Origin of the sequence: Flavobacterium araucananum, assembly GCF_002222055.1 — a bacterium.
In the GTDB taxonomy this organism is placed as follows: domain Bacteria; phylum Bacteroidota; class Bacteroidia; order Flavobacteriales; family Flavobacteriaceae; genus Flavobacterium; species Flavobacterium araucananum.
On record NZ_MUGS01000040.1, the window covers coordinates 1 to 18,375 of the forward strand.

An 18,375-nucleotide genomic window follows, 5' to 3' on the forward strand; every position below is an offset into this window, starting at 1 on the left:
AATACAAATATAGTAGAATTACCTAAAATAAAACAAAAAACACCTACCAGTATTTGAATTTATAGGGTCTTTTTAAAATAATTTTAAAATACTTCGATTTTCCAAAACCGCATCTCATAAAATTTCGTTAATAACTTAATACATGTTATTAACCTTTTTTAAAAACCTTGATTATGAAAAACGAAGTTAAAATTCATGAAGTTGACCCTTCATTGAATAACAGAAGGAGCTTTCTTAAGCTCAGCGGACTAACATTAGTTACTGCAGGTCTGGTAATGGCAGGTTGCAGCAATAATGATGACGATAACGATATGGAAGACACATCGTTGCCAGGAGTTAGAAATGGTGTTTTTGATTTAGGCTCTGGAGATTTTGGAGTGTTAACTTATGCTTACGCTCTGGAACAACTGGAAGCCGACTTTTATACTAAAGTTGTAAATTCTACAAGCTTTAATAGCGCTTTTAATGATACTGAACGTCAGGTTTTGACTGATTTGTATCATCATGAAGTAATTCACAGAGATTTTTTTAAAGCTGCTTTATCCGGAGCGCTTCCTGATCCAAGCTCTCAATTACTACCAACTTTAGCTTTTAATTATGGTTCTCTTAATTTTAATAGCCGTGCTGATGTTCTTGCTACAGCAAAAGCTCTTGAAGATACTGGAGTTGCTGCTTATAACGGAGCCGGAAAACTAATTAAGAGTGCTGATTATTTACTGTTGGCCGGAAAAATTGTTTCGGTAGAGGCCAGACATGCTGCGGCTATCAGAAGTTTAATTAATCCTAATTCTAAGGATTTTGCCGGCGATGATATCATAAGTACATCAACAGGATTGGATGTTGCCAAAGATCCTTCTAAAATTCTACCAATTGCGGGAGGCTTTATTACAACAAAATTTACTGCCAAATATTTACCTTAATCTTAACTAGCTAAAACTTAGAAATTATGAATATTTTAAAATTTATAGAAACATTTACTGATGACAGCTTAATGAGAAGCACTAGCTCCAGAAGAGACAGTTTTAATCAGTTTGGAAACATAGGAAAAACACTGGCATACGCATCAATCCCATTTGGATTATCTGCTATGGCCAATAAAGCATTAGCTAAAGATATTACAGCAACTCCGGCTACACCAATTGGAGCTTTGCAATTTGCATTGACATTAGAATATCTGGAAAACGAATTTTATGCCATGGCATTAGATTCTGGCGTAATCCCTGCATCTGAAAACGGAGGTCGTGATTTAAAAGTTTTTCAACAAATAGCAGCACATGAATCCAATCATGTTAAATTTTTGATTGCAGGATTAGGCGGACCAGCAAGTGCGAACTTCGTAGCTAAACCTACTTTTGACTTTACCGTAGGAGGGACATTTGACCCGTTTCATGATTACCCAACCTTTTTAGCACTGGCACAAGCCTTTGAGGATACTGGCGTAAGAGCATACAAAGGTCAGGCAGCAAATTTAATTTCTACACCGGATTTATTAACTGCCGCATTACAAATTCACTCGGTAGAAGCGCGTCATGCTTCTGAAGTGCGACGATTACGAGGTTTAAAAGGATGGATTTCAAATGACGAGAGAGGCGCGGGAATGCCACCGGCCACACAAGCCGTTTATACCGGCGAAGGAGTTACTGTGCAGGCAGGATTTAATACCTCGACTGCATTTGGACCTGCCGCAGGCTCAGAAGCTTATGATGAGCCTCTTACGACACAACAAGTCGTTGACATTGCAAATTTATTTATTGTTTAACAAAACAATTCTAAATATTGAACCACCTTCGCGTTATTGTGAAGGTGGTTTTTTTTTATTCTTTTAAATATAAAACTGATAGGCTGATTTTCAGCAGATAAAATATTCTTTTCAGGTATTTGGTTTTAAAATAATTAATTGTACTTTTGCATCCCCTTTATTGGGGATGGAATGTTTAATTAAAATAATATTATGGACGCATTAAGCTACAAGACAATTTCAGCTAGCAAAGCCACTGTAACTAAAGAGTGGATTGTTGTTGACGCTGAAGGTCATAACTTAGGTCGTCTTGCTTCAAAGGTTGCAATGATCTTAAGAGGTAAGTACAAACCAAGTTACACACCGCACGTTGACTGTGGAGATAACGTAATTGTTATCAACTCAGAAAAAATTAACCTTACAGGTACAAAAATGAATGACAAAATTTACATGCGTCATACAGGTTACCCAGGAGGACAAAGAACTTTAACTGCTAAAGTATTGCAATCTAAAAACCCTGCATTATTAGTAGAGAAAGCTGTAAAAGGAATGTTACCTAAAAACAAATTAGGAGCTGAACTTTTTAGAAATCTAAATGTTGTTGTAGGATCTGAGCACAAACAAGGAGCTCAAAAACCTAGAACTGTTAACCTAAACGATCTTAAGTAATGGGAGTTATTCACAAAATCGGTAGAAGAAAAACCGCTGTTGCACGTGTATATGTTTCTGAAGGAACAGGTAAAATCACTGTAAACAAAAAAGAATTCGCAACTTACTTTCCAACTGCAACTTTACAATACAAAGTTTTACAACCAATGTCTATGACAGAAAATGTAAACAACTTTGATGTAAAAGTAAACGTTTACGGAGGTGGTTCAACTGGTCAGGCAGAAGCTGTAAGAATGGCATTAGCACGCGTTATGTGTGAAGTAAATGCTGAAAACAGAGCTATCCTTAAACCAGAAGGTTTATTAACAAGAGATCCAAGAATGGTTGAACGTAAGAAATTCGGTCAGAAGAAAGCTCGTAAGAGATTCCAATTCTCTAAACGTTAATATTACCTGTCTTGTACATCTGGTACAGGACATCATCAATTATTTATTGAAATTAAAAAACACAGTTGTTGTTGCTCTCCTACCGAGGTAGGAAATAGTTTAGCATCTAAATGAAACTGGGATTGAAAGATTAAAAATTGAATAATTTAAAGATTACAGACTGTCGTTTTTAAATCTTTGAATTTTTAAATAATTAAATCCAAAACGGGACATTGCTAATCAACAGAACGTAAACTAGTACAAAAATGGCAAACAAAATAGAAGTTAAAGACTTACTAGAAGCAGGTGTTCACTTTGGACACATGACTAGAAAATGGGACCCAAATATGGCCCCTTACATTTATATGGAGCGTAATGGTATTCACATTATCAATCTATATAAAACTGCAGCAAAAATTGAAGAGGCTAACGAAGCTTTGAAAAAAATCGCTGCATCAGGTAGAAAAATCTTATTCGTAGCTACCAAAAAACAAGCAAAAGACATCGTTGCTGAAAAAGCAAAAGCTGCAAACATGCCTTACATCACTGAAAGATGGCCTGGTGGAATGCTAACTAACTTTGTAACTATCAGAAAGGCAGTTAAAAAAATGTCTTCTATTGATAAAATGAAGAAAGACGGTACTTTCATGACGTTATCTAAAAAAGAGCGTTTGCAAGTTGATCGTCTACGTGCTAAATTAGAGAAAAACTTAGGTTCAATCGCTGACATGTCCAGACTACCAGCTGCATTGTTCGTAGTAGATATCAAAGCTGAACATATCGCAATAAAAGAAGCACAAAAATTAAACATTCCAGTTTTCGCAATGGTTGATACGAATTCTGACCCAAGAGAGGTTGATTACGTTATTCCTGCAAATGATGATGCTTCTAAATCAATTGACAAAATTTTATCTTTAGTTACTGCTGCTGTAATCGACGGTCTATCTGACAGAGGTTCTGAAAAAGAAACTGAAGCTACAACAGAAGAAGCTGCTGCTCCTGCTGCTGTAGAAGCTGCGCCAGCTGTTGAAGCTGCTGCACCTGCAACTGAAGAATAAATCAAATTTAAATTCCAAATTTTAAATTCCAAATTCCAAATACAAATTAAAAACGTTATGTTGATAATTTAATAAAATTGGAGTTTGGGATTTAGAAGATGGAATTTTTACTTTTAACATTAAAATTCAAAATATTATGGCAACAATTACTGCTGCAGACGTAAATAAATTAAGACAAACTACAGGTGCCGGAATGATGGACTGTAAAAAAGCTTTAGTTGAAGCTGAAGGAGATTTCGATAAAGCGATACAAGTCCTTAGAGAAAAAGGACAAAAAGTTGCTGCTAACCGTTCTGACCGTGAGTCTTCTGAAGGAGCTGCTGTTTCTTTTGTTAATGCTGACAATACTAAAGGAGCTATCATCACTTTAAACTGCGAAACAGATTTCGTAGGTAAAAATGAGGCTTTTGTAACTTTGGCTAAAGAATTAGTAGAAAGAGCTATTAACTTCTCTTCTAAAGAAGAATTCTTAGCTTCAGATTTCAACGGAATTACTGTTGCCGAAAAATTAATCGAGCAAACTGGAGTTATCGGAGAAAAAATCGAAATCGGTGGTTTTGAAATTTTAGAAGGTGCTTTCGTTGGATCTTATGTTCACGTTAACAAAATTGCTGCATTAACTGCAATTTCTGCTGCAATTCCTAACGCTGAGGTTTTAACTAAAGATGTTTCTATGCAAGTTGCTTCTATGGGAGCTGATACATTATCTTACAAAGATTTTGATCCTGCTTTCGTTGAATCTGAACTTGCTGCTCGTATTGCTGTAATCGAAAAAGATAATGAAGAGGCTAAACGTTTAGGAAAAACTTTAAAAAATGTTCCTAAATATATTTCCTTCTCTCAATTGACTGAAGAAGTTATAAAACAAGCTGAAGAAGATGCTAAAGCTGAATTAAAAGCTGAAGGTAAACCAGAGCAAATTTGGGACAAAATTATCCCAGGAAAAGTTCAACGTTTTATCTCTGACAACACTACTTTAGATCAAGAGAAAGCTTTGTTAGATCAAAACTTTATCAAAGACGACAGTAAAAAAGTTGGTGATTACGTTAAAGGATACAATGTTGAAATTACAGGTTTCAAAAGAGTTACTTTAGGTTAATATATTATTTCAATATAAAAAGCCCGGATATTAATTTATTCGGGCTTTTTTTTGTTTCAATATCTTTTATTTTATTCTTATTTCTTTTTCTCTACAATTGGAAAATTCCTTGCACGCATTAAAGCATCAGACTTAGGAGCTCGTCCTCTAAAGTTCTCATAAGCTTTTTCCTGATCAATAGTATTTCCTACACTAAAAACACTATCATAAAGACGTTTAGCAACTTCTTTGTCATAAGGTCCTTTTCCTTCTGTAAAAGCCTCATAAGCATCTGCATTAATAACATCTGCCCATAAATAACTATAGTATCCTGCTGCATAACCATCTCCTGAGAAAATATGTCCGAATTGAGGAATTCTATGACGCATAACAATTTCTGAAGGCATATGAAGGGCGTCTAAAGTCTCTTTTTCGAATTTATGAGGATCGATAGTCGTTGTTGCCAAGTGCAATTTCATATCAATTAATGAACTTGAAATTGTTTCTACAGTAGAAAAACCTTCCCCAAAATTTGCTGCTTTCTCGATTCTGTCTACCAATGATTGTGGCAATGGCTGATTTGTTTTATAATGCAAAGCAAATTTATTCAATACTTCAGGAGTAGCCAGCCAATGCTCCAGCAATTGCGAAGGAAACTCTACATAATCTCTCGCTACATTTGTTCCTGACAAACTTGGATAGGTTACATTCGAGCATAACCCGTGAAGCGCATGTCCAAATTCATGAAATAAAGTGGTAGCATCTTCCCATGAAATCAAAATTGGCTCATTTGCAGTTCCTTTAATAAAATTACAATTATTAGAAACGATTGTAAGTACCTCACCGTCCATTTTTTGTTGATCACGGTAAGCATTCATCCATGCACCAGAACGTTTTCCTGCACGAGCATAAGGATCAAAATACCATAATCCAACAACTTTACCCGTAATTTTATTACTTACTTCCCAAACACGAACATCTGGATGATAAACAGGAACAGTTGTAATTTGTTTGAAACTTAAATTAAACAATTCTCCGGCAACCCAAAACATACCTTCACGCAAGTTCTCTAATTGCAAATAAGGCTTAACTTCATTTTGATCTAAATCATATTTTGCTTTTCTAACTTTTTCAGCATAGTAACGATAATCCCAAGGCTTAATTTTAAATTTACCACCTTCAGCATCTACAATTTTTTGCATTTCGGCAACGTCCTGATGTACTTTTTCTACTGCAGGCTCCCATACTGACAACATTAGATCTAATGTTTTCTTAGGATCTTTAGCCATTTTATTAGACAAACTCCAATCAGCAAAAGTAGGGAAACCTAATAATTTTGCTTTTTGAGTACGCAATTGCAAAATAGAAACCAGTGTTGCGTTGTTATCGTTTGCATTACCATTATCACCACGTTTTACAAAAATATCAAATGCTTTTTCTCTTAAATCTCTACGAGTAGAAAAAGTTAAAAATGGCTCGATAGAAGAACGTGTGTTTGCAACACACCCCATTACATCTAATTTTCTGCTTTTAGCTTCAGCAATAGCAGCATTTTTAGCTTCGGCTGGCAAACCATCAAAATCGCTTTCGGTTTTTAAGGCTACATATTGATTGTGTTCTTCTGCTAATAAATTTTGACTGAATTTAGTAAAAAGACTTGCTAATTCCTGATTAATCTTAGCTACTTTTTCTTTGTCATTTTCATTCAGTTTAGCACCTTCACGAACAAAATCAGTATAATACAACCAAATTAAACGTTGTTGCTCGCTCGTAAGTTTTTTACTCTCCTTAGAGTTGTATAAAGTTTCTATTCTGGTAAATAATTTCTTGTTTTGAAAAATCTTATCATTGAACTCCGATAATTTTGGAGACATTTCTGTTTCAACAGCATCAAACTCCGGAGTACTTAAAGTAGACCCGTAAATTCCGTAAACGGTATAAATTCTTGAGATTGTTTTACCGGAACGCTCAAGAGCTGCAATAGTATTTTCAAAAGTTGGTGCTTTTGGGTTGCTGGTAATAGCATCTATTTCGCTAAGTTTTTCCTGAATTGCAAATTGAATTGCAGGTTTAAAATCCGAAACCATGTACGTATTAAAGGCAGGAACTCCTCCGTATGGCCCTGTCCATTTTTTAAGCAACGGATTATCGGAAATTGTTTGTGCGTTGGCCGCAAATAAAGTTGTTCCCATGAGAAAAATTGTCATTAATTTTTTCATTATCATTAATTTGATTTAATATAAAGTAAAACATGTTATTGTACCAAATGTAACTAAAAATCAGCATTCGAAAGAAAATTTTAACTTTCAGCTTATCTCAAAACCGTAGTTTAATTTAAAAATATCCATTAAAAGTTATAGGGAAATAGTTTAAATTTGGAACATCATTTACCACATCACATGTTTAAAACCAGAAAAGAAATTGTTTTTGTAATTCTAGCAGGCATCTTCATAACTAATGCTGTTGTAGCGGAACTTATTGGAGGAAAATTAATTCAAGTTGGACCATTTGTAATGAGTATTGGAATTTTGCCCTGGCCGGTAGTATTTTTAACAACTGATTTAATCAATGAATATTTTGGAGAAAAGGGTGTAAAAAAGTTATCATTTATAACTGCTTGTCTTATTGCATACGCTTTTCTTATTTTGTTTATGGCAATCGTAATTCCTGCCGCAAAAGGTATCAGCCCAGTAAATGATGAGCAATTTACGGCTGTTTTTGGTCAAAGTATGTGGATTATTGTTGGTAGTTTGATTGCGTTTATGGCATCTCAACTAATTGATGTTTGGATATTCTGGTTCTTTAAAAGACGAACAGGAGAAAGAAAAATATGGCTTAGAACAACCGGATCAACCGTAGTTTCGCAATTATTTGATTCTTTTATTGTTCTTGGCGTTGCCTTTTGGTTACCGGGAAAAATCAATTTTGACACCTTTCTTTCGTCAGCCTTAATTGGATATACATTCAAATTATCGATCGCAATCTTATTGACTCCACTTATTTATGCCGGACATCATTTAATTAAAAAATATCTTGAAGAAGACAATCCTACAGAGAAAAAAGAAGACTCGACAGAATGAAAAATCAAAATCTAATTGTATTAATTCTTGTAATATTCTGCGTTTTTGGCTGCAATAAAAATGATCGTAAAAACATATTGGAATCTACTACTTCTATTTCCGAAAAGATAAAAAATATCTCAAAAAATACAGTAGAAAACATCATCGCAGTCAAGGATTCTATTGCAAAAACAATATTACCAAAAAACATAAAAAACCATAAAACAGGTACAGCCGAAGAATCAGTTGCAAAAGACAGTACGGAAACAGGAACTTTAGACAATGAAAAATTGAAAGGATTCAGCTATTTCAAAAAACTGCTTTTAACTTGTAAAACAGGAGAAACATTAACTCAAAAAGAATTAATCGAAGAGCATAATATTCCCAAAGAAGGTGTTAAACTCATTAAAAGCATTACTAAAACTGCCGAAGATGAAATTGACATCAAATGGAAATCTACCTGGTTTGTAGAAAAAATATCTGATGCAAAATTTACGGATGCCCGAATGAAAATTAAGTTTGAAGCCAATAAAATGTATACTTCCGGAAAGGCAATTGGAATAGAGTACAATAAAAAAATCTACAACAATTTAATTATTGTCGGAAATTTAGCCTACATTCCCTCCGTAAAAGGGTATCACTGGAAAATTGGAAAATAATGGAAAATCAAATACGATGTGGCTGGTGTTCTGCCAGCGATTTATATAAAAAATATCACGACGAAGAATGGGGTGTTCCCGTTTATGACGATTCGGCTTTATTTGAATTTTTAATTTTAGAAACTTTTCAGGCTGGTTTAAGCTGGATTACTATATTAAACAAAAGAGAGAACTTCAGAGTTGCTTTTGACCATTTTGATTATAAAAAAATCGCCAATTATCCCGAAGAAAAAATCGAATCTTTATTGCAAGACAGCGGAATCATTCGCAACAAACTTAAAATTAGAGCTACAGTTTCAAACGCACAGGCTTTTATGAAGGTACAGGAAGAATTTGGAAGTTTCTCTACTTATATCTGGAAATTTACCAACGGAAAACCTATTATTAACAATCCGAAAACCCTAAAAGACGTTCCGGCAACTACCCCACTTTCAGACGAAATTAGTAAAGATTTAAAAAAAAGAGGTTTTAAATTTGTAGGTTCAACCGTAATTTATGCTCAAATGCAAGCCACCGGAATGGTCAATGATCATGTCGAGGATTGCTGGACAAGACTCCGGTAATCAGTCGCAGTTTTCAGTTTTTTAGAACTCGATATTTTAAGTTAAATACTGAAAACAGAGACTGAAAACTCAAAACTTTAAAAAAAACATTATATTTGCTTCACACTTTAGGGGTGTCTACAACTTTGTAGGCTGAGATTTTACCCTCTGAACCTGATCTAGTTCATACTAGCGTAGGGAAAAGTAAGATGACTTCTGCGCGCATTTTTATGCGCAATTGTAGCCATTCCTAAGGTAGAGATTCACTGTAGTGAATCTTTATAGTAACTTAAAACTTAAGGAATGGAACTAAAAATCAACCAACAAACAAAACAATTCAATGCTGAATCACTTAGCGTTCAGGCATTGCTCGATCTCGAAATTCCTCATAAACAAAACGGAATTGCCGTTGCTGTAAATAATACTGTCGTTCCAAAACTCAATTGGAACCAACATCTTGTACAAGAAACTGACGAAATTCTAATTATTTCAGCAACACAAGGCGGATAATTGGACTGCTTAAACGGGCTTTCCACTTCTATCCCTAGAGAAAACAAAAATCACAAAAACATACAAAATAAACACCTCAAAAAGACACACTACAGTGCGCCTCTACAATTGACAATTACATTTTTACATCTCACATTTTACAACATACACCTCACAAGCTATGACTACAGAAGAACAAATTTCCAGAACACCATTCCCAAATTCTAATAAAGTATATGTAAACGGTGAAATTCATCCCATAAAAGTTGCTATGCGCGAAGTTATTTTAAGCGATACGAAACTTTCAAACGGCGGAATCGAGAAAAATCCAGCGGTTACCATCTACGATACTTCCGGACCTTATACAGATCCAAATATCGAAATTGACATTCGCAAAGGATTACCTCGCTTACGCGAAAGCTGGATTCTGGATCGAGAAGATGTCGAAATTCTTACTGAAATCACATCAGATTACGGACAAACCCGATTAAAAGATGAAAGTCTGAATCATCTTCGTTTCGAATATTTACACCAGCCAAAAAGAGCAAAAAAAGGCGCCAACGTAACCCAATTGTATTATGCCAAACAAGGTATAATTACTCCTGAAATGGAATATATATCGATTCGCGAAAACCAGCGTATTGAACTTTTAAACGAACAAACCAAAGCCATGCGATGTCAACACGACGGACATAGTTTTGGAGCCAACACACCAAAGAGCAAAATCACGCCTGAATTTGTTCGTAGCGAAGTGGCTTGCGGAAGAGCCATAATCCCAAACAACATCAATCATCCCGAGAGTGAGCCGATGATTGTTGGACGTAATTTTTTAGTAAAAATCAATGCCAATATTGGTAATAGTGCTGTGACTTCTAGTATCGAAGAAGAAGTAGAAAAAGCGGTTTGGGCTTGCCGTTGGGGAGCTGACACGATCATGGATCTTTCGACAGGAAAAAATATTCATGAAACCAGAGAATGGATTATTCGCAATTCTCCGGTTCCAATTGGTACTGTCCCTATTTATCAAGCGCTAGAGAAAGTAAAAGGAATCGCCGAAGATTTAACCTGGGAAGTTTTCCGCGATACTTTGATCGAACAGGCAGAACAGGGTGTTTCCTATTTTACTATCCATGCGGGAGTTTTATTGCGCTACATACATTTAACAGCAGATCGTGTTACCGGAATCGTTTCCAGAGGAGGTTCTATTATGGCAAAATGGTGTTTGTTTCATCATAAAGAAAACTTTTTATACACTCATTTCGAAGAAATCTGCGAAATCATGAAACAATATGATGTTGCGTTTTCTCTAGGCGATGGTTTACGTCCCGGTTCGATTGCTGATGCCAATGATGCTGCACAATTTGCCGAGTTAGAAACTTTAGGCGAATTGACCAAAATTGCCTGGAAACATGATGTACAGGTTTTTATTGAAGGTCCGGGTCATGTACCCATGCACATGATTAAAGAAAATATGGACAAACAATTAGAGCATTGTCATGAAGCACCATTTTATACTTTAGGTCCATTAACGACAGATATTGCACCTGGTTATGACCATATTACATCAGCAATTGGAGCCGCTATGATTGGCTGGTATGGTTGTGCCATGTTGTGCTATGTTACGCCAAAAGAACATCTTGGTTTGCCCAATAAAAAAGATGTAAAAGATGGGGTTATTACTTATAAAATTTCGGCTCATGCTGCTGATTTAGCCAAAGGTCATCCCGGAGCACAGTATCGCGACAATGCTTTGAGTAAAGCCCGTTTTGAATTTCGTTGGGAAGATCAGTTTAATTTATCATTAGATCCCGATACAGCAAGAGAATTTCATGACGAAACACTTCCTGCTGATGGTGCTAAAGTAGCTCACTTTTGTTCGATGTGCGGACCTAAATTCTGTTCCATGAAAATATCTCAGGAAATTCGTGACGTTGCCGCGGCCGAAAAAGGCATGCAGGAAAAATCAGAAGAATTTATTGAACAGGGAAAAGAGATTTATATCTAATGTAGAAGAAAATAGAAGAAAGAAAATAGAAAATAGAAGATAGAGGAAAGACTCGAGAGAAAAGACTAGAAAGTATAGAAAATAGATTATGATCGTAATTACAAGTCCTTGTGCAATTGCAAATGAAAGCAGCATTATTGATTCCTTGTTTAAAGAAGGATTGTCTTTGCTTCATATCCGGAAGCCTGATTTTTCTATGATTGAAATGGCTCAGTTTATTCATCAAATAAAACTCGAATTTCGAGATAATCTGGTATTGCACAGTCATCATGATTTAATAGAAGATTTTGGAATTAATCGAATTCATTTTTCTGAAAAAGAACGAAAATACATCCCTGATTTTCCTGCAAGGTTTTCAAAACCTTCTAGGTATAAGTCAACATCAACACATTCTATAGAAGATTTTAATGCATTAGAAAATGATTTTGATTATGCTTTTTTAAGTCCTGTTTTTACTAGTATTTCTAAAGAAAATTATCATCCGGAAACAGATCTTTTTGAAGTCATAAAATCAAGAACAAATTATAAAACAAAGGTGGTTGCTTTGGGCGGAATTGAATCTGAAAACATTAAACAAACACTTGAAAAAGGTTTTGATGATGTAGCTCTTTTAGGAAGTATCTGGAATAACGAAAACCCAATAAAACAATTCAAATTATGTCAACAAATCGCCCGTTCTTACTCAGTATAGCAGGTTTTGATCCCACGGGCGGTGCGGGAGTTTTGGCAGATATCAAGACATTCGAACAACATCAGGTTGCAGGATTTGCAATTATAACCGCCAATACCATACAGACCGAAAATAAATTTCAGGATATTCAATGGACAGATTTGAGTTATGTAATTCGGTCGATCGAAACCTTGTTTGAAAGTTATGAGATCAAAACGGTAAAAATTGGAATTGTTCCTTCATTACATTACCTGAATGAAATTCTTTCGACAATAAAGCTATTATCCCCAACAACAAAAATTGTTTGGGATCCGGTTTTAAAATCGACGACAAAATTCGAATTTATGACTATCTATGAGCGATTGGATTTAAATAAAATACTATCAAAAATCGATTTGATTACGCCAAACTATAATGAAATAGAAGTTTTGTTTCCTGGTTTTGTATTCGATAAACTTTGGTTACACCTTAAAATTCCGACTTCTATTTTATTAAAAGGCGGACATAATCCATCAGACATTGGAACGGATCGGTTATTTATTGATGATAGAATTATTGACTTACTCCCTTCTAATAAAAAATGTTTTGAAAAACATGGTTCCGGTTGTGTCCTTTCGTCAGCAATAACTGCAAATCTGGGTATGGATCAAACGATAGAGGAAGCCTGCAAAAATGCTAAAATTTATATCGAAAAATTCCTTAGTTCAACTTCAACTTTAATTGGATATCATTATGTATCATAAACTACAATACATCTCACAAGGAAATACAATCGAAGAACAACTGTACAATATTCATCAGGCACTAGATGCGGGATGTGATTGGATACAGATGCGATTTAAGAATCAAACTATCAAAGATACCTTTACTCTGGCAGATGCGGTAAAGATTTTATGCGAAGAATATCTCGCTAACTTTATTGTAAATGACAACTTATATCTCGCACAACAAGTCGCAGCAGATGGTGTACATCTGGGACTCACAGATATGAAGATAAAGGAAGCCCGAGCGATTTTAGGCAACACAAAAATTATTGGAGGAACAGCCAACACTTTTGAAGACATAGAAAATCATGCAAAAAATGGTTGCGATTATATTGGTCTTGGTCCTTATCGATTCACGAAAACAAAAGAGAAACTAAGCCCCATTTTAGGATTATCAGGATATATTGCCATTATTGAGAAAATGAAACACAACAATCTCAAAATCCCTGTTTATGCTATTGGCGGAATCGTATTAGAGGATATCGATCAATTGATGCAAACCGGAATTCATGGTATTGCTGTCTCGGGACTGATCACAAAGAGTGAAAATCAGGAAAAATTAATTCAACAATTAAACGAAAAGTTATATGCAAACGTCATTGTTTAAAATTGGAGACCAAACCTTTACCTCCCGCCTATTTTTGGGAACCGGGAAATTTGGTTCGAACCGCGAAATGGAAGAAGCCATTTTAGCATCAGAAAGCGAATTGATTACTGTTGCTCTAAAACGCATCGATTTAGAAACTGAAACCGATGCTATTTTATCACATTTACAACATCCAAATATTCGTTTATTACCTAATACTTCCGGTGCCAGAAATGCTAAAGAAGCTGTTTTTGCGGCACAATTAGCCAGAGAAGCCTTAGAAACAAATTGGTTAAAACTCGAAATTCATCCGGATCCTAAATACTTAATGCCGGATCCTATCGAGACTTTAAAAGCTACGGAAGAATTGGCTAAACTTGGTTTTTTTGTATTGCCCTACATCCATGCAGATCCTGTATTGTGCAAACATTTAGAAAATGCAGGAACTAGCGCCGTAATGCCTTTAGGTTCGCCAATTGGCAGTAACAAAGGCTTAAAAACAATTGATTTTCTCGAGATTATTATCGAACAAAGTACTGTTCCGGTAATTGTAGATGCTGGAATTGGTGCTCCGTCTGATGCTGCAAAAGCAATGGAAATTGGAGCCGATGCTGTTTTGGTCAATACCGCAATTGCTGTAGCCGGAAATCCAAAATTAATGGCAGAAGCGTTTGCAACAGCTGTTATTGCAGGCAGAAAAGCTTTTGAAGCCCGAATTGCTCATCAGCATAATTATGCTGTGGCTTCTAGTCCTTTGACATCTTTTTTATATGACTAGCTTTTAAGCTCTCGCAGATTTGGCAGATTGAACAGATTTTTTTCTGCATTTTTTACTTCAAATAGATCTGCTCAATCTGCCAAATCTGCGAGAAAAAACTAAAAAAGTAGGAAATTTCATTAAATTTGATTTTAAATTAAAATCAACATTATGTCAGAAAATGAAATTTCATATAAAGTTAGAGGTGCAATATTTAAGGTATATAATACTTTAGGTCCTGGGTTACTTGAATCCGTTTACGAAAGTGCTTTACATTATCAATTAAACAAGGATGGATTAAATACTATTAAACAAATTAATTTACCCGTTAAATATGATAATGTGGAATTAGATATCACTTTTCGATTAGATCTATTAGTTGAAAACAAAGTAATTGTTGAACTAAAATCTGTTAATGAATTGAAAGCTATTCACTTTAAACAATTAAATACTTATTTAAAATTAACAAATAAAAAACTGGGGCTATTAGTCAATTTTAATTGTATAAATATTCTAGATAATATACATCGAGTCGCAAACAAAATCTGAACTATCTCGAAAAATCCGCGTGAAACAAAACACAATTCAATGAAAACATTCAAATCAGTTTTTGAACAATATGATTGGGATTCTATTCAATCTAAAATATACCAAACCACATCAAAAGATGTAGAACGGGCTTTGTCTAAAAACAAACGAAATCTCGATGATTTTTTGGTTTTAATTTCTCCCGTTGCGCAAAATTATCTGGAACAAATGGCGCAACAATGTCACGAAATCACCAAAAAACGCTTTGGCAAAACCATTCAAATGTATGCGCCACTTTATTTAAGCAACGAATGCCAAAATATTTGCACCTATTGCGGCTTTAGTTTAGACAATAAAATCAAGCGAAAAACCCTTTCAGATGCTGAGATAAAACTGGAGGCCGAAGCTTTAAAAAATCTTGGTTTCGATCATGTTTTACTCGTTACGGGCGAAGCAAATTATAGCGTAAACATTAATTATTTTCTTAATGCAATTGCTTTAATAAGAAAAGAATTTTCAATTATTTCGGTTGAAGTTCAGCCTCTTTCTACTGAGGAGTATGAGCGTTTACATAAAGCCGGAGTATATTCGGTTTTGGTTTATCAGGAGACGTATCATCAGGAAGTGTATAAAAAATACCACACAAAAGGCAAAAAATCAAATTTTGATTACAGATTAGAAACGCCTGACAGAATTGGAACTGCCGGAATTCATAAGATTGGTTTAGGCGTTTTATTAGGTCTGGAAGATTGGCGAACCGATAGCTTCTTTAATGCTTTGCACCTCGATTATCTTCAAAAAAGATATTGGCAGACTAAATATTCCGTTTCTTTCCCAAGATTACGCCCTGCCGAAGGAATTATTGAACCCAATTTTATTATGGACGATAAAGATCTCACACAGCTTATTTGTGCCTATCGGTTATGGAATGAGGATCTGGAAATCTCGATTTCGACCAGAGAAAATGAAAAATTCAGAAACAACATTATTCCAATAGGAGTTACCAGTATGAGCGCAGGATCTAAAACAAATCCGGGTGGTTATGTTGTTGATCCGCAATCTCTGGAACAATTTGAAATCAGCGATGAGCGTTCAGCAAAAGAAATCGCCCAAATTATAACCAACTCAGGTTATGAACCCGTTTGGAAAGATTGGGACAAGAGTTTTATTTCTAATTTCTGATTTTAGATTTTTTATTCTTCATTTCATCAATCTAAACTCTAAAATTAGAAATCTAAAATCAGAAATCTAAAATTAATTAAAATGAGCATTATACAAGAATTCCTTCGTTATAACAGACAAACCATTCTTCCTGAAATTGGCGATGAAGGACAGGAAAAACTAAAAAAAGCTAAAGTTTTGGTTATTGGTGCCGGTGGTTTAGGCTGCCCAATTCTTCAATATATTGCTACTGCTGGTGTAGGATTTATTGGGATTATGGATTTTGACACTATCGAAATTCACAATTTGCACCGTCAAATCTTGTATACTGAAAATGAAATAGGCCAACTAAAAGCTGTTGTTGCCAAAGAAGTTCTTATGCAATTAAATCCTTTGATAGAAGTTGAAGCTATTACTGAAAAATTGACTTTAGAAAATGCATCAAAATTCATTAAACAATATGATATTATTGTAGATGGTTCTGATAATTTTACCACACGTTATTTGGTTAACGATACTTGTGTTATATTGCAAAAAACGCTGGTTTACGGAAGCATTTTAAAATTTGAAGGTCAGGTTGCGATTTTCAATCATAACGGAAGCAAAAATTTACGTGATTTATTTCCCGAAATGCCAGATCCAAAAGATGTTCCGAATTGTGATTTGAATGGCGTTTTAGGAACTTTACCCGGTATGATTGGCACTATGATGGCGCACGAAACCTTAAAATTGATTCTGGAATTACCTGCCTTAAAAAATGAGTTGATCCTTTTTAATACCTTAAACTGGAACTTTACAAAACTGAATTTCTAAAAAACAATTTCGTCTCCCACACTTATAATTCCTGAATTTAAACTCACAATATTGGTTCCGAATAAAACGGAATTATTTACATTTCTGTATTTGCTTAAGGTTTTCAGAGGTTCTTTTTTTAATTTACCATTTTGAGGATCATTATTCACCATAATACATCTTCCGCAGGGTTTTACATTTTTAAATTGTACTTCGCCAATTTTAAAAGTATCGAAATCATCTTCTTCATGAGGTTTTTCACTACTTATGACGATGTTAGGACGAAATCTTAAAACAGTAATTTTATCTTCTAATTTTTCATTTAAAAAATCCAAACTTTCTGTTCCTATCAGTAAATAAGGGTAACCATCTGCAAGACTTACATTGAAGGTTTCTTTTAATCTGGAACTTTCATGTTTGCGATCTCCATTTTTAATAATTTTGACCAATTTACATTCAAATCCTAAATGTTGGCTGAACCATTTTGAAGTTTTATGATTTACCTCAACGACTTCACTATTATCATCCCAAACATTAACCTGAATAGAATTATCTAAATGTTCATTAATAAAAAATTCATGCTTTTGACCGAGAAAAGTAATACTAATTTTCCCGTCTGAGATCTGTGGATAAAACTGACTCATAATGCGATGTTCTCTTTGCGTTATCATTTGATTTTCGGCATCAATCAACATCCATCTTCGGTCATTTTCGAATCCCATTTCTTCTGCCAAAGCATTCTTACAACTAATTCCTGCTAAGCTTTTTATTGGGTAAATATAAATTTCTTTTACAAAGTGAATTCTGCTCATTATTTCTTATTTTCTAAAATAGACATAAATTCTTCCCGATCGATTTCCCGGCAACCTAAACTTTCTAAATGCGGATTGTAAACCTGACAATCTAAAAGTTTGTAATCTTCATTTTTTAAATGATTTACCAAAGCAATGAAAGCTGCTTTTGAGGCATTTGAAACCTTCGAAAACATACTTTCTCCACAAAAAACATGACCTAAATCAATCCCATATAAGCCTCCCACCAAAACATCTTCTTGCCAAACCTCAACAGATTTTGCAATTCCCTGTTCATTCAATTTACAATAGGCATCGATCATTTCGTTTGAAATCCAGGTTCCGTTTTGATCCTCTCGTTTTATGTTTTGACAATTTGAAATTACGGCTGCAAAATCTTGATTAAACGTAATTTTAAACTGATTTCTGTTCAAAATGTTTCGCATACTTTTAGAGACGATTAACTCATCCAGAAAAAGGACCATTCTAGGATCCGGTGACCACCAAAGTATTGGATCTCCCTCATTAAACCAAGGAAAAATTCCGCTTTTGTAAGCCAATTTTAATCTTTCAGGATCTAAATCTCCACCAATAGCGAGAACTCCATCTTCATCAGCTTCGGAAACAGGGGGAAAAAACAAATCTTTGAATACGTAATACATTT

The 18,375-nt window shown here is 34.7% G+C and carries 21 protein-coding genes and 1 riboswitch; of the genes, 18 read left to right on the forward strand and 3 right to left on the reverse strand.

Annotated elements, in window-relative coordinates:
• Positions 1–173 precede the first annotated feature (173 nt).
• From B0A64_RS17770 to tsf, 6 genes are all read left to right on the forward strand, one after another.
• Complete coding sequence (locus B0A64_RS17770) at positions 174–920, forward strand: ferritin-like domain-containing protein (protein WP_089480843.1); 747 nt, start codon at positions 174–176, stop codon at positions 918–920.
• 26 nt (positions 921–946) lie between these two features.
• On the forward strand, positions 947–1,759 hold the full coding sequence (locus tag B0A64_RS17775) for a ferritin-like domain-containing protein (protein WP_089480844.1): 813 nt from the start codon (positions 947–949) through the stop codon (positions 1,757–1,759).
• A gap of 192 nt (positions 1,760–1,951) precedes the next feature.
• Positions 1,952–2,407: a 50S ribosomal protein L13 gene (gene rplM / locus B0A64_RS17780; RefSeq protein WP_007808911.1), complete on the forward strand. Its 456-nt coding sequence runs from the start codon at positions 1,952–1,954 to the stop codon at positions 2,405–2,407.
• Entirely contained in the window at positions 2,407–2,793 is a 387-nt protein-coding gene (gene rpsI, locus B0A64_RS17785; protein ID WP_007808909.1) for a 30S ribosomal protein S9, read from the forward strand. Before rplM ends, rpsI begins: the two co-directional genes overlap by 1 nt.
• 245 nt (positions 2,794–3,038) lie before the next feature.
• A complete protein-coding gene (gene rpsB, locus B0A64_RS17790; RefSeq protein WP_089480845.1) occupies positions 3,039–3,830 on the forward strand; it encodes a 30S ribosomal protein S2 in 792 nt (263 codons plus the stop codon).
• A 136-nt stretch (positions 3,831–3,966) separates the two neighbouring features.
• The gene (gene tsf / locus B0A64_RS17795) at positions 3,967–4,929 is read left to right on the forward strand and encodes a translation elongation factor Ts (RefSeq protein ID WP_089480846.1); all 963 of its coding nucleotides are present in this window, start codon (positions 3,967–3,969) and stop codon (positions 4,927–4,929) included.
• 77 nt (positions 4,930–5,006) lie between these two features.
• On the opposite strand, the gene B0A64_RS17800 is transcribed toward tsf, so the two are convergent.
• The gene (locus B0A64_RS17800; protein WP_089480847.1) at positions 5,007–7,127 is read right to left on the reverse strand and encodes a M3 family metallopeptidase; all 2,121 of its coding nucleotides are present in this window, start codon (positions 7,125–7,127) and stop codon (positions 5,007–5,009) included.
• A 180-nt stretch (positions 7,128–7,307) separates the two neighbouring features.
• Between B0A64_RS17800 and B0A64_RS17805 the strand changes: the two genes are divergently transcribed.
• The 12 genes from B0A64_RS17805 to B0A64_RS17860 all read left to right on the forward strand — a co-directional run bounded on the left by B0A64_RS17805 (position 7,308) and on the right by B0A64_RS17860 (position 16,941).
• Positions 7,308–7,988 (forward strand): queuosine precursor transporter, encoded by a 681-nt coding sequence (locus tag B0A64_RS17805; RefSeq protein WP_089480848.1) that lies wholly within the window; start codon positions 7,308–7,310, stop codon positions 7,986–7,988.
• Positions 7,985–8,626, forward strand: a complete 642-nt coding sequence (locus B0A64_RS17810; RefSeq protein WP_089480849.1) for a hypothetical protein — start codon at positions 7,985–7,987, stop codon at positions 8,624–8,626. The genes B0A64_RS17805 and B0A64_RS17810 overlap by 4 nt, the downstream gene beginning before the upstream one ends.
• Positions 8,626–9,189, forward strand: a complete 564-nt coding sequence (locus tag B0A64_RS17815; protein ID WP_089480850.1) for a DNA-3-methyladenine glycosylase I — start codon at positions 8,626–8,628, stop codon at positions 9,187–9,189. Before B0A64_RS17810 ends, B0A64_RS17815 begins: the two co-directional genes overlap by 1 nt.
• Positions 9,190–9,288: 99 nt before the next feature.
• A riboswitch (TPP riboswitch) is annotated at positions 9,289–9,386 on the forward strand.
• Between the two features lie 85 nt (positions 9,387–9,471).
• Positions 9,472–9,678: a sulfur carrier protein ThiS gene (gene thiS, locus B0A64_RS17820; protein WP_089480851.1), complete on the forward strand. Its 207-nt coding sequence runs from the start codon at positions 9,472–9,474 to the stop codon at positions 9,676–9,678.
• Between the two features lie 160 nt (positions 9,679–9,838).
• A complete protein-coding gene (gene thiC / locus B0A64_RS17825; RefSeq protein ID WP_089480852.1) occupies positions 9,839–11,662 on the forward strand; it encodes a phosphomethylpyrimidine synthase ThiC in 1,824 nt (607 codons plus the stop codon).
• Between the two features lie 88 nt (positions 11,663–11,750).
• Positions 11,751–12,353: a thiamine phosphate synthase gene (locus B0A64_RS17830; protein WP_089480853.1), complete on the forward strand. Its 603-nt coding sequence runs from the start codon at positions 11,751–11,753 to the stop codon at positions 12,351–12,353.
• Positions 12,320–13,075 (forward strand): hydroxymethylpyrimidine/phosphomethylpyrimidine kinase, encoded by a 756-nt coding sequence (locus tag B0A64_RS17835; RefSeq protein ID WP_089480854.1) that lies wholly within the window; start codon positions 12,320–12,322, stop codon positions 13,073–13,075. The genes B0A64_RS17830 and B0A64_RS17835 overlap by 34 nt, the downstream gene beginning before the upstream one ends.
• On the forward strand, positions 13,065–13,703 hold the full coding sequence (locus tag B0A64_RS17840) for a thiamine phosphate synthase (RefSeq protein ID WP_089480855.1): 639 nt from the start codon (positions 13,065–13,067) through the stop codon (positions 13,701–13,703). The genes B0A64_RS17835 and B0A64_RS17840 overlap by 11 nt, the downstream gene beginning before the upstream one ends.
• Positions 13,684–14,460: a thiazole synthase gene (locus tag B0A64_RS17845; protein WP_089480856.1), complete on the forward strand. Its 777-nt coding sequence runs from the start codon at positions 13,684–13,686 to the stop codon at positions 14,458–14,460. Before B0A64_RS17840 ends, B0A64_RS17845 begins: the two co-directional genes overlap by 20 nt.
• Before the next feature lie 150 nt (positions 14,461–14,610).
• Positions 14,611–14,988 carry a GxxExxY protein gene (locus tag B0A64_RS17850; protein WP_089480857.1) on the forward strand — a complete coding sequence of 126 codons (378 nt, stop codon included), beginning with the start codon at positions 14,611–14,613 and terminating at the stop codon, positions 14,986–14,988.
• A gap of 39 nt (positions 14,989–15,027) precedes the next feature.
• Complete coding sequence (gene thiH, locus B0A64_RS17855) at positions 15,028–16,149, forward strand: 2-iminoacetate synthase ThiH (protein ID WP_089480858.1); 1,122 nt, start codon at positions 15,028–15,030, stop codon at positions 16,147–16,149.
• Positions 16,150–16,230: 81 nt separating this feature from the next.
• Positions 16,231–16,941: a HesA/MoeB/ThiF family protein gene (locus B0A64_RS17860; RefSeq protein WP_089480859.1), complete on the forward strand. Its 711-nt coding sequence runs from the start codon at positions 16,231–16,233 to the stop codon at positions 16,939–16,941.
• Here the strand turns inward: B0A64_RS17860 and B0A64_RS17865 are convergent.
• Together B0A64_RS17865 and aat are read right to left on the reverse strand one after the other, a co-directional pair.
• Complete coding sequence (locus tag B0A64_RS17865; protein WP_089480860.1) at positions 16,938–17,732, reverse strand: MOSC domain-containing protein; 795 nt, start codon at positions 17,730–17,732, stop codon at positions 16,938–16,940. The genes B0A64_RS17860 and B0A64_RS17865 overlap by 4 nt on opposite strands.
• Positions 17,732–18,373 carry a leucyl/phenylalanyl-tRNA--protein transferase gene (aat, locus tag B0A64_RS17870; protein ID WP_089480861.1) on the reverse strand — a complete coding sequence of 214 codons (642 nt, stop codon included), beginning with the start codon at positions 18,371–18,373 and terminating at the stop codon, positions 17,732–17,734. The genes B0A64_RS17865 and aat overlap by 1 nt, the downstream gene beginning before the upstream one ends.
• Positions 18,374–18,375 lie beyond the last annotated feature (2 nt).